The 13,074-nt window shown below is 72.1% G+C and carries 11 protein-coding genes; 5 read left to right on the top strand and 6 right to left on the bottom strand.

The genetic code is table 11. The annotated features are described in order from the left end of the window. The first annotated feature begins 9 nt into the window (after positions 1–9). Both ACFQS1_RS32375 and ACFQS1_RS32370 read left to right on the top strand, forming a co-directional pair. Complete coding sequence (locus ACFQS1_RS32375; protein ID WP_378975762.1) at positions 10–1,710, top strand: histidine kinase; 1,701 nt, start codon at positions 10–12, stop codon at positions 1,708–1,710. Then, positions 1,701–2,345, top strand: coding sequence for a response regulator (locus ACFQS1_RS32370; protein WP_378975760.1), 645 nt, complete (start codon positions 1,701–1,703; stop codon positions 2,343–2,345). The genes ACFQS1_RS32375 and ACFQS1_RS32370 overlap by 10 nt, the downstream gene beginning before the upstream one ends. A gap of 12 nt (positions 2,346–2,357) precedes the next feature. Here ACFQS1_RS32370 and ACFQS1_RS32365 read toward each other — a convergent pair whose 3' ends face one another. Next, entirely contained in the window at positions 2,358–3,617 is a 1,260-nt protein-coding gene (locus tag ACFQS1_RS32365; protein WP_378975758.1) for a glycosyltransferase, read from the bottom strand. Beyond that, positions 3,614–4,210, bottom strand: coding sequence for a TetR/AcrR family transcriptional regulator (locus ACFQS1_RS32360; protein ID WP_378975756.1), 597 nt, complete (start codon positions 4,208–4,210; stop codon positions 3,614–3,616). The genes ACFQS1_RS32365 and ACFQS1_RS32360 overlap by 4 nt, the downstream gene beginning before the upstream one ends. 134 nt (positions 4,211–4,344) lie before the next feature. On the opposite strand from ACFQS1_RS32360, the gene ACFQS1_RS32355 reads away from it, so the two are divergent. Next, complete coding sequence (locus ACFQS1_RS32355) at positions 4,345–7,203, top strand: RICIN domain-containing protein (protein WP_378975754.1); 2,859 nt, start codon at positions 4,345–4,347, stop codon at positions 7,201–7,203. 41 nt (positions 7,204–7,244) lie between these two features. Here the strand turns inward: ACFQS1_RS32355 and ACFQS1_RS32350 are convergent, their stop codons facing one another. Beyond that, positions 7,245–7,691, bottom strand: a complete 447-nt coding sequence (locus ACFQS1_RS32350; protein WP_378975752.1) for an anthrone oxygenase family protein — start codon at positions 7,689–7,691, stop codon at positions 7,245–7,247. A 93-nt stretch (positions 7,692–7,784) separates the two neighbouring features. Here ACFQS1_RS32350 and ACFQS1_RS32345 point away from each other — a divergent pair, with 93 nt between their 5' ends. Next, positions 7,785–8,363: a TetR/AcrR family transcriptional regulator gene (locus tag ACFQS1_RS32345; RefSeq protein WP_378975750.1), complete on the top strand. Its 579-nt coding sequence runs from the start codon at positions 7,785–7,787 to the stop codon at positions 8,361–8,363. 55 nt (positions 8,364–8,418) lie between these two features. On the opposite strand, the gene ACFQS1_RS32340 is transcribed toward ACFQS1_RS32345, so the two are convergent. Genes ACFQS1_RS32340 through ACFQS1_RS32330 form a run of 3 tightly spaced genes read right to left on the bottom strand, consistent with a single transcriptional unit; the run spans position 8,419 to position 11,851 of the window. Next, positions 8,419–10,650 (bottom strand): FtsX-like permease family protein, encoded by a 2,232-nt coding sequence (locus ACFQS1_RS32340; protein ID WP_378975748.1) that lies wholly within the window; start codon positions 10,648–10,650, stop codon positions 8,419–8,421. Further along, positions 10,647–11,330, bottom strand: a complete 684-nt coding sequence (locus ACFQS1_RS32335; RefSeq protein ID WP_378975746.1) for an ABC transporter ATP-binding protein — start codon at positions 11,328–11,330, stop codon at positions 10,647–10,649. Before ACFQS1_RS32335 ends, ACFQS1_RS32340 begins: the two co-directional genes overlap by 4 nt. Next, complete coding sequence (locus tag ACFQS1_RS32330; RefSeq protein WP_378975744.1) at positions 11,327–11,851, bottom strand: PadR family transcriptional regulator; 525 nt, start codon at positions 11,849–11,851, stop codon at positions 11,327–11,329. The genes ACFQS1_RS32335 and ACFQS1_RS32330 overlap by 4 nt, the downstream gene beginning before the upstream one ends. Positions 11,852–11,909: 58 nt before the next feature. Between ACFQS1_RS32330 and ACFQS1_RS32325 the strand changes: the two genes are divergently transcribed. Then, a complete protein-coding gene (locus ACFQS1_RS32325) occupies positions 11,910–13,061 on the top strand; it encodes an alpha/beta hydrolase family protein (protein ID WP_378975742.1) in 1,152 nt (383 codons plus the stop codon). Positions 13,062–13,074 lie beyond the last annotated feature (13 nt).

Genomic DNA, 13,074 nt, shown 5'->3' with positions numbered 1-13,074 from the left:
GGGTGACGCATGCTCCGCCCGACCAACGCCACACTCACCATCCTCGGGGCCGTGCTGGTCACGGCGCTGGGCGGGATCCTGCTGCTCGGGGTCCGCGGCGGGGTCGACCCGGCCCACCTGGTCACGATCAGCTGGCTGGTGCTGGCGTACTCGGTCAGCGGCCTGGTCGCCTGGCGATGCCGTCCCCGCAACCGGTTCGGCCCGCTGATGGTGCTCACCGGCTCGGCCGCGCTGGCCGGCAGCCTGATCTGGGCGCCCGAGGACAGCCTGCTGCACACCGCCGGCCAGGCGCTCGACGTACTGCCGCTGGTGTTGATCGTGCATGTCTTCGTGACCTACCCGACCGGCCGGCTGCGCGGCCGGGCGGAAAAACTGATCATCGGGACCGGGTACGCCGCGGCGTTCGGCGCCCAGGTGGCGGCGATGGCGCTCGGTGGTCTCACGCCGCACCGGCTGACCGTCGTCGACCGGCCGGAGGCCGCGCTGCTGCTGTATCGCATCGAGCTCGTCGTGGTCAGCGGGGTGGCGCTGGCCGGCGTCGGGCTGCTCATGGTCCGCCGGCGCCGGCACGGCCGCCCGCTGCGCCGCTCGCTGACGCTGCTGGTCGACTCGTTCGCGGTGGGCCTGGTGACGATCGCCGTGCTGCTGGTGGTCGGGGTGTTCGGCGGCCCGGCGTTCCCGGTGGTGCAGCGGATCAGCCTGTTCCTGCTCGGCGTCGCCCCGGTCGCGTTCCTGGCCGGGCTGTTGCAGGCCCGGCTGGCCCGCACCGCGGTCGCCGAGCTGGTGGTGGCGTTGCGCGCGGACCCGGCCGACCTGCGCACGCCGCTGGCGGCGGCGCTCCGCGATCCATCGCTGTCGCTGCTGTACTGGCTTCCGCCGTTCGGCACCTGGGCCGGCCAGGACGGCCGCGCGGTCGGCCTACCGGCCGATCACCGCCGGGTGACCCTGATCGACGAGGACGGCGAGCCGATGGCCGCCCTGGTGCACGATCCGGCGCTGCGGGACGAGCCGGAGCTTCTCGACGCGGTCAGCGCCGCGGCCGGGATCGCGCTGCGCAGCGGCCGGTTGCAGGCACAGCTGCGGGCCAACGTGGAGGAGCTGCGTGGCTCCCGGGCCCGGGTGCTGGAGGCGGGTCAGCGGGAACGGCAGCGGCTGGAACGCGACCTGCACGACGGCGCTCAGCAGCGACTGGTCGCCTTGTCGCTCAACCTGGGCGTGCTGCAGAGCCGGCTGGGCGAGGATCCGGAGGCGAAGGCACTGCTGGCCGAGGCCCGCTCGGAGATCGCGGTGTCCCTCGCCGAGCTGCGTGACCTGGCCCGCGGCCTGCACCCGGCGGTGGTCAGCGCCCACGGGCTAGCGGTGGCGGTCGAGTCGCTGGTGGCCCGGGCGCCGGTCCCGGTGCGGCTGCGCGTCGACCTGGATGGCCGGGTACGGGAGGCGGTCGAGGTGGCCGCGTACTTCGTGGTGTGCGAGAGCCTCGCCAACGTCGGCAAGCACGCCCAGGCGTCCTCGGCCACCGTCGAGGTGACCCGGACCGGCGACCAGATCGTGGTCGAGGTCGTCGACGACGGCGTCGGCGGCGCCGACACCGAGCGCGGCACCGGCCTGCGCGGCCTGGCCGACCGGGTCGAGGCGCTCGGTGGCCGGCTGCGGGTGTGGACGCCTCGCGGTGGCGGCACCCGGGTGCGGGCGGAGCTGCCATGCGGGTAGCGCTCGCCGAAGACAGCGTGCTGCTGCGCGAGGGCCTGGCCCGGTTGCTGACCGACGCCGGGTTCGAGGTGATCGCCCGCTGCGGCGACGCCGACCAGTTGCGGTCGCACCTGAAGGCCGACCTGCCGGACGTGATCGTGGTGGACATCCGGCTGCCGCCCACGCACACCGACGAGGGGCTGCGGGCCGCGATCGAACTCCGCACCGCGTACCCGGAAATGGGTGTACTGGTGTTGTCCCAGTACGTCGAGCTGGGGCTGGCCATGAAGCTGCTGGCCGACTCGGCGGACGGCGTGGGTTATCTGCTCAAGGACCGGATCAGCGACGTGCCGGAGTTCCTCGCCGCGGTCCGCCGGGTGGCGGCGGGCGGCTCGGCCATCGACCCGATCATCGTGTCCACCCTGCTGTCCCGCCGCCGCCGCGACGATCCGCTGGAACGGCTGACGCCGCGCGAGCGGGAGGTGCTGGAGCTGATGGCGGCGGGCAACTCCAACCAGGGCATCGCCGACCGGTTGGTGATCACGCTGCGAGCGGTGGAGAAGTACGTGTCCAGCATCTTCGGCAAGCTGGGGTTGCCGGCAACCGGCAGCGAGAGCCGGCGGGTGCTCGCGGTGCTGCTGTTCCTGCGCGGCTGACGAGGCCCCGCCTCACCCGCCCAGCTGCTCGGCGGCGGCCGTTCGGGTGCCCAGCTCGGTGGTCGCGGCGGGCTCTCGGACGCCGAGCTCTTCGGCCGCGTCGGCGAAGGCCGCGCCGCCGTCGGCCGGGGTGGCCGGGCGCGGTGGCAGGGCGCGGGCCGCGCGCACGGCGGCGAGCATGCGGGCCGCCGACAGCTTCTTTGCCGGCAGGATCACGCCGGCGCCGGACTGCTGCACGCGGCGGGCCACCTCCGGCTGGTCGCGCCCGAACGGCACGGCCACCACGGGTACGCCCGCCGCCACGGCCTTGCTTACGATCCCCATTCCGGACGGGCACACGACGGCGGCCGCCTGCGGCAGCACCGCGCCGTGCGGGACGAAGCGTTCGACCCGTACGTTGCCGGCCTCGGGCAGAGTCACCTCCCCGTACGCGTCGGCGAGGGTGACCAGAACCCGCACCGGCTCGTCCCGCAGCGCCGCCACCGCGGCCTGGGCGAGCGCGCCGTCCGCCTGATAGTCCGTCGAGCAGGTGACCAGCACCCACGGGTCGCCCTCGGCCGACAGCCACTGCGGTGTCTCGGCCGGCGGGTCCCACGGCGTGCTCCCGGCCATCCGGACATGCGGCTCCAGATCGGCGCGCGGATATTCCAGCGGCGCGCCGGTCAGCGTGATCAGCAGGTCGGGGCGCGCCGAATAGTCCAGCGGCGACCGGAACGGCGGCAGCCCGGCCGTCCCCCGCATCCGGTTCAGCTCGGGCAGCATCGCCCGGCCGAACGCCCGCTCCACCACCTTCCACAGCACGGCGTCGCGGAGGGCGCCGATCCGGCCGGGCCGGGGCGCGAGGCCCAGACCGTACGGCGGAATGCCCCGTCCCGGACGGGCCAGCACCGACGGCATCGTCATCGCCCACGGCAGGCCGGACGCCTCGGCGGCGGTCGACGCGCCGTACGTGTTGCTGTCGACGAGAAGCGCATCCGGCCGCACCTCGGCGATCGCGCGGGTCAGGTCGGCCATCTCCCACGGCCCGCGGCGCATCAGGTCGGACATGTCGTCGGCGTGCCGGCGACCGTCCGGATCGACGGCGCGCGCCGACGCGGCGATCCGCTCGTCGACCGGCTCGGCGGTGAGGCCGGCCGCGCGCAGGTGCACGGCCAGCTCCCCGGTCGTGCGGACGTGCACCTCGTGACCGCGTGCGACCAGGGCGCGCAGACCGGGCACGAGCGGGAAGACGTGGCCGGTGGCCGGCGGGGTGTAAACCAGGAATCGGGTCATGACGGTGTTCCTTCGAGACTCGCGGTGATCAGGAGGCGGAGGGTCTGCTCGGCCTGGTCGGCGGAGAGCCCTTCGTGACGGGTGAGCACGAGCCAGACCTCCACGCCGGTGACCGCCACCAGGCGGGCACGCAGCAGATCGGGCTCGGGTGACGCGGCGAGGGCGTCGGCGAAGGTCGCGGCCAGCCATGCGCGCTGGGCGGCGCGGCCGCTCGCGGCATTGGCGGCCAGGGCGGGCGAGCTCTCCGCCTGGGCGAGCGTGCGCTCGATGGCGAGCGCCCACCGCTCGTAGAGCCGCCGGAACGCGGCGGCGACGTGGGCGGGATCGGGGTTGCCCGGAGCGCCGAGCCCGTCGGCGGCGACGCGCGGCGCCAGCCACGCGTTGACCGCCGCGACCAGGCCGTCCTTGGTGCCGACCCGGCGGATGACGGTCTGCAGCCCGACGCCCGCCCGCTCGGCCACCGCGGGCAGCGTGATCTGGTCGAACGGCCGCTCGACGAACAGCTCGAACGCCGCCGCCATGATCCGTTCGGTGTTCCCGGTGGTCGCCTCGGCCCGTGCCGCCTGCCGATAGCCCCGGCCCTCGGATTCCATGGTACGAACCATACCACGAAATTTGAGCGGCGTCGGAGCGCTTGCCCTCCGGCGGGCGCGAGATGTTTTATTAATCGAAGCCCATTGATGTTGCTCCTCCCCGAGCGCGCTACCGACAGCCTCAGGGAGGAAAGATGACAAACCGTACGAAGCTATGGCGGCTCACTGCCGCCGCGGCCGTTGTCTCGCTCGCCCCCGTGCTGGGGGTGGCCGTCGGCTCCGCCACTCCGGCGGCCGCGGCCACCGTGACGACCGCCTGGCGCAACGGATCGTTCGTGCGCGACGTCGGCGGCATCGTCTCGCGTTCCGATGTGGTGCTCGGGCGGCCCAACAGTTCCGCGACGCAGTTCCTGCCGCTGGGCAACGGCTCGTTGGGGGTGGCCGAATGGGCGGCGAACGGCTTCACCGCCCAGCTCAACCGCAGTGACACCATGCCGAACCGGCTCTCCCCCGGCCAGGTCAGCATCCCGGCCCTGACCGCGATGACGACGGCATCGGACTTCACCGGCCACCTCGACCTGTACAACGGCGTGCTGCGCGAGTCCGGCGGCGGCATCACCCTGCGAGCCTGGGTGCCCGCCGGCAAGGACGAACTGATCATCGACGTCACCGGCGCCAACCCCGCCAGCCGGATCACCGCCAACCTCAGCCTCTGGAACGGCCGCAACCCCGCGGCCACCGCCGCCGGCGGGATCGGCGCGCTCGCCCAGTCCTGGGTCGACAATTCCCAGACCGGCCACTCCGATCGGACCTTCGGCGCGATGGCCGCGATCACCGCGGGCGGGCAGAACGTCACCGCCTCGGTGGTCGGCGCCAACCAAGTCCAGGTCGGCGTCAACCCCAACAGCGACGGCTCGTACCGGATCGTCGTCGCGTCGCCCGCCTGGACCGGCGGCAACGCGGTGTCCACCGCCTCGAGCCTGATCGGCGGTGACACCACCGCCGCGACCGCCGGCCTGCTGACCACCCAGGCCACGTGGTGGAACCGGTACTGGGCCGGCAGCGGCCTGATCGAGGCGACCTCCGCCGACGGCACCGCCCAGTACATGGAGAACCTCAACACCCTGTACCTGTACTTCGAAGCCGGGATCATGCACACCGGCCAGTACCCGGGCAGCCAGGCCGGCCTCGCCGACCTCTACAACTTCAACCAGGACCACCAGGCCTGGTACCCCGCCGGATACTGGCTGTGGAACCTGCGCGGGCAGATCTCGGCGAACCTGGCCTCCGGCAACTTCGCGCTGAACCTGCCGATCTTCGACATGTACCTCGACGACCTGCCCGCGATCCAGTCGTGGACCAGCGCCAACATGAACGGCAAACCCGGCGCGTGCGTGCCCGAGACCATGCGGTTCAACGGCAACGGCTACTACAACGGCGGCGGGATCACCGCGAACGCCTCCTGCGCGGTCGCCTCCAGCCCGAGCTTCAACGCCTTGACGATCACCAGCGGCGCCGAGATCGCGCTGTGGATCTGGCGTCAGTACCAGAACACCGCCAGCCTGAGCTTCCTGCAGAAGTACTACCCGCTGCTCCAGCAGACGGCCACGTTCCTGCTGGCCTGGCAGTCGGTCGGCTCCGACGGCTACCTGCACTCGGTCGACAACGCGCACGAGACTCAGTGGGCCGTGCAAGATCCGACCACCGACATCGCCGCCGACCAGGCGCTGTTCTCGGCCACGGCGGACGCCGCGACGCTGCTGGGCACCGACTCGGCACTGGTCTCCCGGTTGCGTACGGCACTCGGGCAGATCCGGCCCTATGCCCGCACCGACCAGGCGACGCACACCCAACTGCTCGGGCCGTCCGCCGACGCGTCCGGCACCGACGTCATCGGCAATTCCTACCAACCCACCGCGGCGATCCACAATACCGAGAACCTCGGCCTGGAGCCGGTGTGGCCGTACGGCGTGATCGGCGACAACACCGTGGTCGACGGCCACGACCTCACCGCGCTGGCCCGGCGCACCTACAGCCACCGCCAGTACGTCAACAACCCGGACTGGACCTACGACTCGATCCAGGCCGCCCGCCTGGGCCTGTCTTCCGAGGTCGCCAACACCCTGATCACCAGCACGAAGACCTACCAGCTGTACCCCTCCGGCCTGGCCGCCTGGAACCCCGGATCGCTCGACGAGCCCTACATCGAGCACGTCTCCAACGTCGCCGCCACGTTGGACGAGGCGCTGGCCACCGACTACGACGGCACCCTGCGCTTCGCTCCGGCCTGGCCGGCGGGCTGGGACGTGTCCGGCACGGTGTTCACACAGGGCGGCTCGCGGGTGCACGTCCAGGTCGAGGGCGGAACGCTCGCGACGGCGGCGATCGAGGCCGGCACCACGCGGACCATGACCGTACGCAACCCGTGGCCGGGTCAGCAGGCCGAGGTGGTCGACGGCTCGACCGGCGCCGTGGTGGTCGCCCCGACCACCGCGCCGGCGCTCAGCGTGCCGGTTGTCGCCGGGCGGTCATACCTGGTGCAGCGCCCCTCGGCGCCGACCGCATCGCTACCTTTCGCCCAGGTCACCGGGGTGGCCGCGGAAGCCGGCCGGTCGCTGGGCAACGCCACCATCGGACTGAGCCGCACCGGCGGCGGCACCGGCGGCTCCACGTCGGCGCTGCGCAACGTCAACGCCGGCCGATGCCTGGACGTGCCGAACGCCGCCCAGGCCAACGGCACCCAGACGGAACTGTGGGACTGCAACGGCGGAACCAACCAGCGTTGGACGCTGACCTCCGGCAACCAACTCCAGGTGTACGGCACCAAGTGCGTCGACGCCTCCGGACAGGGCACCGCCAACGGCACGAAGGTCGTCATCTGGGACTGCAACGGTCAGGCCAACCAACAGTGGACCGTCAACTCCGACGGCACGATCACCGGTGCCCAGTCACACCTGTGCCTCGACGCGAGCAACAACGGGACAGCCAACGGAACACTCATCATTTTGTGGAGCTGCAACGGCGGGAGCAACCAGAAGTGGACCCGTAGCTGACGAGCCCTCCGGCCCGGGCCGAGCCGGCCCGGGCCGCCGGATCAGGCGAGGGCGGTGACCAGCAGGGTGAAGGCGGCGAGGATGACGGCGAGGCGGCCGTAGTGGTAGCGCAGCCACCGGTTCAGCTGCTGCTTCCAGTCGGCGGGCCGGTTCTCCGGCGTCCAGGTCCGGTTGCGGTTGTTGATCGGGACCAGCAGCAGCACCGACATGAGCACGCTGACGATCAGCAGCCCGGCGGCGGTGACGACCAGCCCGGCGCCGTCGTGCTGCCAGCCGGCCACCGCCCAGATCGCGATGAGCACGAGCGAGCCGATGTACCAGAACGGCATCAGGGTGCCGAGCATCCGGCCGCCGTGTGCGTGGCCGAGCTGGCCGCTGTCCTCGGGGAGGGCGTCCAGGATCCGGTTCAGGATGAAGGCGACGGCGAACTCCACCCCCACCATCAGGCCGACGACCACGGTGGTGATGACTTGCAGTGTGTTGAGCATGACGACTCCGCCCCATCTATCTAGCGTTGCTAGCTGTCGAGGCAAAGCTAGCACTGCTACCGCTCGAATGTCTAGCGGTGCTAGGATTCGGCCATGTCGGTAACGGAACGCAAGCAGCGGGAACGGGCCGAGCGCGAGCGCCTCATCGTGGCGACCGCCCGGGATCTCGCCGAGCGGCAGGGCTGGGACGCGGTCACCACTCGCCGGCTCGCCGAGCGCATCGAGTACAGCCAGCCCGTCCTGTACAGCCACTTCCGCGGCAAACGGGAGATCATCGGCGCGGTCGCCCTGCAAGGCGCCACCGAGATGGCCGCGGAGATCCGGGCCGCGACCGAGGCGGCGGGCGACCCGAGAGCCCGGGTCACCGCCCTGGCCCGCGCGTACCTCGATTTCGCCGCGCGCAATCCGGCGGTCTACGACGCGCTGTTCCAGCTCGACGGTGGCCTGGCGTATGCGCGGGAGGACACCCCGGCGCCGCTGAAGGATGCCTTTGCCGCGCTGCTGGAAACCCTGGGCGAGGTCGCCGGGGACGGCGTCGACAAGGGACTGTTCACCGAGGTGTTCTGGTCGTCGCTGCACGGCCTGGCGACCCTGACCCGCACGGGCCGGCTGCTGCCCGAGCTCGCCGAGGCGAGGGTGGAGCTGCTGGTGGACCGGCTCGCCGTGCTCTGAGCCACAGCCCCGGCAGGTGGATCGCCGGGCGGACGCCCTGTGGTGATCGAGCGCCTCATTCGTTGCGGACCGTCTCGGGGCCGGTTATCCGGCGCAGCAGGGGCAGGGTCGAGGCGATGATGCCGAGGGACGCGGCCAGGCCGGCGAATACCACGAGGTAGTAGGAAAGGCCGGGCGAATGCAGCGAATAGTCCAGCTGGGCCCGCAGGAAGAGATGGGCGGTGAGGAAGCCCACGCCGGTGGCCAGCGCGGCGACCAGCAGCAGCGGCACCGCGCTCTCCAGCGCGACCACCTGGCGCAGCGTCGCGAGCCGGGCTCCGGTCAGCCGCAGCATGCTGAACGGCCGCTTGCGGTCGGTGAGGCCGCCGGCGACGCTGACCGCGAGGCTGCATCCGGCGATCGGCAGGCTGGTCAGGATGACCACATTGGCGAGCTGTTGCCACTGGACCAGCTGTTTGCCGAAGTCGCCGTCGTGCTCGCCGTTGGTGGCGGGCAGGTCCCGCCCGGGGTAGGCGTTCTCGAGCGCGGTCCGGGACCGCTCGATCGTGGCGGCGCGGCCGTCGGTCTGCACCACGACCGACAGCATGGGCAGCGCGGCCAGGCCGGCCGGGGTGACGGCGGCCGCCCGCCACGTCGTCACCGGCCCGATGGTTCCGCCGTCGTGCTGTCCCTGAAGATCCGGGTTCACCTCGGCCACCTGGGCGCCGGGCGGGCACCGGCCGAGCAGCGGATGGGAGGCGAGCTCCGAGCACGCGACCAGCCCGGGCAGCGTGTCGCTGAGGATGTCCGGCCGGAACTGCGGGTTGAGGCGGGTGACCAGCACGCCGCGGACACCGGGCGCGGACCGCAGCGTGGGCGGGATCGCGGCCGGATCGGTCGGCAGCGAGGCCTTCTGGCCCATGTTCGGCCAGAAGCTCTGGACCAGTGCCACGTTCGCCGCCGAGCCGCGATCGACCGGTGTGCCGCGGTTGTCGACGATGGTGGAGATGATGCCGCTGGCCACCGCGGTCACGAACAGCGCGAGCATCAGGCCGCTGACGGCCCGGAAGCCGGCCTGCGGATTGTCGGCCAGCCGCCGCCCGGCGATCAGCGCGGCCGGCCGGCGGGCCCGGCCCGCCAGCAGCCGCGCCCCGGCCATGGTCAGCCAGGGGCCGGCGACAACCATGCCGATCATCACGGTGAAGATCCCGGAGAGGTACGCGACGACCTGCCCGTCGGTCGTCGGCGGCCGACGGCCGACGAGGTAGGCGAGCTCGGCCACACCCAGCGCCACCGGGATCAGCCGCCAGATCCGGGGCGGCTTGGGCGTGACCCGGCGGGTGACACCGAGCGGGGAGATCTGGACCCGGCGCAACGCGACGCGGGCGGCCACCGCCGCGGCCACCGGTATGCCGATCGTCACGGCCAGGACGTCACGCAGGTTGAGCGACAGGTCGCCGGTGAAGAAGGCCGTCTCGGTGAAGGTGATCGTGGCCATCGCCGGTCGCAGGGCGAAGAAGACCCCGAATCCGGCCAGCAGGCCGATCAGCGTCGCGAGGGTCGCCTCCACCGTGGCGATCAGTGAGATCTGCGGTGGGGTGGCGCCGATCAGCCGCATCGCCGCGAACCGTTGCTCGCGCCGGGCGGCGGACAGGCGGGTCGCCGTACCGATGAACATGAGCAACGGGAAGATCAGCGCGGCCGCCACCACGGACAGCAGCAACGCCATGCCGTCGGCATCGGTGCCGACCCGGCAGCCGGAGCAGCTGCTCGGATCGATCGACTCGATCCGGGTGACCCGCATGACGTGGGGCTGCCGGGACAGATGCTGCGGGGTATCGCCGACGACGGCGATCATGAAGTCGGGACCGGGCAGACCGGCCTCGGCGATGGTGCCGATCTGGCGCCCCGGGAACCGGTCGGCGAGCTGGTCGGCCGGTGTCGCCCGGATCTCGCGGGCCAGCGCCGGCGAGACGTAGAACTCCCCCGGGCCGGGCAACCGCGGGATGCCCGGCGGCACGGGCGAGCGGGGACCGGTGGCGGCCACCTCGACCCGGGCCATCCGGTCGCCGTGGAAGTAGTCGCCGCGCAGCAGCCACCAGGCCGGGTCGGCCGTGCCGACGGCATCGGTGCGGGCGCCGGTGTTGAGCCAGGCAAACCGTTCGTTCTGCGTCTGCACCGCGTTGAGGCCGGCCAGGGTGCTCAGCAGCAGGCCGGTTCCGATGGCGACGGCGACCACGATGATGGTGAGCCGGACCATGGCCTCGCGGCCGCCGGCCAGCGCGAGGCGGAGCCCGAGGCGGATCACGGGCGCACCGGGGCCGGCGCCAGCGACGTGACTTTGCCGTCGCGCACGATGACTTCCCGATCCGCGCACGCCGCCACGCGCGCTTCGTGGGTCACGAGGACCACGGTCGTGCCCTCGGCCCGGGCCGAGGCGACCAGCAGGTCCATGACGTGCTCGCCGGTCAGCGAGTCAAGCGAGCCGGTGGGCTCGTCGGCGAACAGGATCCGCGGCCGGGCGACCAGCCCCCGGGCCAGCGCGATGCGCTGGGCCTGGCCGCCGGACAGCTCTCCGGACCGGCGGCGTTCGAGGCCGCCGAGCCCGAGCCGATCGAACCAGGCCCGGGCCGCACGCAACGCCGGTTCGCGGCGGGTGCCGCCCAGCAGCAGCGGCAGCGCCACGTTCTCCTCGGCGGTCAGCTCGGGAACGAGCTGTCCGAACTGGAAGACGAACCCGAATTGGTCACGACGCAGCGCGCTGCGCTGGTTCTCGCCGAGCGTGTCGATCCGCCGGCCGTCGAAGTGGATCTCGCCCGCCTGCGGCACCAGGATGCCGGCCAGGCAGTGCAGCAGCGTCGACTTGCCGGAGCCGCTCGGCCCCATCACGGCCAGGATCTCGCCGGCCGCCACCGCGAGATCGGCCCCCCGCAGGGCCGGTGTCGCTCCGAAGGAGAGCTCGGCGCCGCGTGCCTCGATGAGCGTCATCGCCGCACCTCCCGGCGCAGCGCGTCCAGCCGGGCCGCCGTGGTGTCGATCCACCGCAGGTCGGCCTCCAGGTGGAACAGACCGTGGTCGGCCAGCAGCCCGTCGACCAGGCCGCCGCCGCGCTTGATCTCGGTCAGCTCCCGCATCCGCTGCAGGTGGGCGGCCCGCTGGGCGTCGAGGTACTGCTCGGCGGGCCGCTCCAGCATCAGGGCCAGGACAACCTTGGAGAACAGGATGCTCTGCAGGTTGGGCTCGGGGGCGACCGGCTCGGCCAGCCACGCGTTGACCTCGGTGGCGCCCTGCTCGGTGATCACGTAGCGCTTGCGGTCGGGGCCGTCGCCCGGCTCGGCCTCGTTCATCACGATCTTGCCGTCCCGGCTGAGGCGGGCCAGCGTGGAATACACCTGCCCGAACGGCAGCGGCTTGCCCCGGCCGAAGAACGTGTCGTAGTCGCGCTTGAGGTCGTAGCCATGGCTCGGCTCCCGCTCGAGCAGGCCCAGCAGTGTCAGCGGAACGCTCATGAGATGACCATACACGGGGGGTATACCTCGCGTATATACTCGGCGTAGATTCCCGGCCATGACTGTTTCCCTGTCACGCCGGAACCTGCTCGCCGCGGGGCTCGCCGTGCCCCTGGTCTCCCGGACCCCCGCGACCCGATCGGGCCCGTCACGCCTGCGGTTGCCCGGCCCCACCGGGCCGTACCCAGTGGGCACCGTGAACCTTCATCTGGCCGACCGTTCCCGCGCCTATCGGGGCCGGGTCCGGGAGTTGATGGCCAGCGTCTGGTACCCCGCGCACCGGACCTGGTCGTACCCGCTCGCGCCGTGGATGGACGCCGCGCCGTTCCGCCTGCTGCTCGAGTCGGCCGGCTTCGATCCGGACGCCGCGCTCGCGCCCCGCACCGCCGGGCACACCGGTGCGCCGGTGCACCCCTCCGGCGTACGCATGCCCGTGGTGGTCTTCTCACACGCCGCGCACGATCACCGTTCGCAGAACACCATCGTCGTTCAGGAGCTGGCCAGTCACGGTTACATCGTGGTCACCGTGGATCACACGTACGATGCCTTCAGCCAGTTCCCCGATGGGCGCGTCATCGTGCCGGGCGAGGGCCCGGTGATGCTGCCGCCCGACTTCGCCGACGACGTCGGGTTCGTCCTTGACCAGCTCGAGGTCGTGGCCCGCGGACACAACCCCGACATCGACCATCGGCCGCTGCCGGCCGGGCTCGGCGCGGCGCTCGACCTGAAGCGCATCGGCATGTTCGGCCATTCGAAGGGCGGCACGGCGACCGCCCTGCTGATGGACCGGGACCGCCGGGTGCGGGCCGGGCTGATTCTCGACGGGCCGATGGAGTCGAACCCGCCGCCGCTGGCCGACCTGGATCGGCCGGTCATGCTGATGACCGCCGCGTTCACCCGGGCCGAGGCGCCGCCGGTCGCGGCATTCTGGTCACACCTGCACGGCTGGCGGCTCAACATTCGGGTCGAGGGTGCGCTCCATCCGTCGTACACCGATTATCAAGTCCTGATCACGGAGCTCGCGCCGATCGTGGGGTTGAGCACCGAAGACGTGCAGGGCTGGATCGGCACGCTGGATCCGGGCCGGGCGGTGCAGATCCAGCGGGCCTATCCGCTGGCCTTCTTCGACCTGCACCTGCGGGGACGCCGCGACGGCCACCTGCTCGATGGACCGAGCCGCGTGTTCCCGGAGGTGAAGTTCCTGCCCTGATCCCGATGAGGTG

The sequence above is a fragment of the Paractinoplanes rhizophilus genome (genome assembly GCF_042664765.1).
Lineage (GTDB): Bacteria > Actinomycetota > Actinomycetes > Mycobacteriales > Micromonosporaceae > Actinoplanes > Actinoplanes rhizophilus.
This window is presented reverse-complemented; position numbering and strand designations above follow the sequence as displayed.

What these genes read in the sequence shown, in the direction of transcription:
- ACFQS1_RS32365 (WP_378975758.1), bottom strand. Translation starts at nt 3,617, where the DNA reads ATGACCCGATTCCTGGTTTACACCCCGCCGGCCACCGGCCACGTCTTC.
- ACFQS1_RS32325 (WP_378975742.1), top strand. Translation starts at nt 11,910, where the DNA reads ATGACTGTTTCCCTGTCACGCCGGAACCTGCTCGCCGCGGGGCTCGCC.
- ACFQS1_RS32375 (WP_378975762.1), top strand. Translation starts at nt 10, where the DNA reads ATGCTCCGCCCGACCAACGCCACACTCACCATCCTCGGGGCCGTGCTG.
- ACFQS1_RS32360 (WP_378975756.1), bottom strand. Translation starts at nt 4,210, where the DNA reads ATGGAATCCGAGGGCCGGGGCTATCGGCAGGCGGCACGGGCCGAGGCG.
- ACFQS1_RS32330 (WP_378975744.1), bottom strand. Translation starts at nt 11,851, where the DNA reads ATGAGCGTTCCGCTGACACTGCTGGGCCTGCTCGAGCGGGAGCCGAGC.
- ACFQS1_RS32355 (WP_378975754.1), top strand. Translation starts at nt 4,345, where the DNA reads ATGACAAACCGTACGAAGCTATGGCGGCTCACTGCCGCCGCGGCCGTT.
- ACFQS1_RS32350 (WP_378975752.1), bottom strand. Translation starts at nt 7,691, where the DNA reads ATGCTCAACACACTGCAAGTCATCACCACCGTGGTCGTCGGCCTGATG.
- ACFQS1_RS32345 (WP_378975750.1), top strand. Translation starts at nt 7,785, where the DNA reads ATGTCGGTAACGGAACGCAAGCAGCGGGAACGGGCCGAGCGCGAGCGC.
- ACFQS1_RS32335 (WP_378975746.1), bottom strand. Translation starts at nt 11,330, where the DNA reads ATGACGCTCATCGAGGCACGCGGCGCCGAGCTCTCCTTCGGAGCGACA.
- ACFQS1_RS32370 (WP_378975760.1), top strand. Translation starts at nt 1,701, where the DNA reads ATGCGGGTAGCGCTCGCCGAAGACAGCGTGCTGCTGCGCGAGGGCCTG.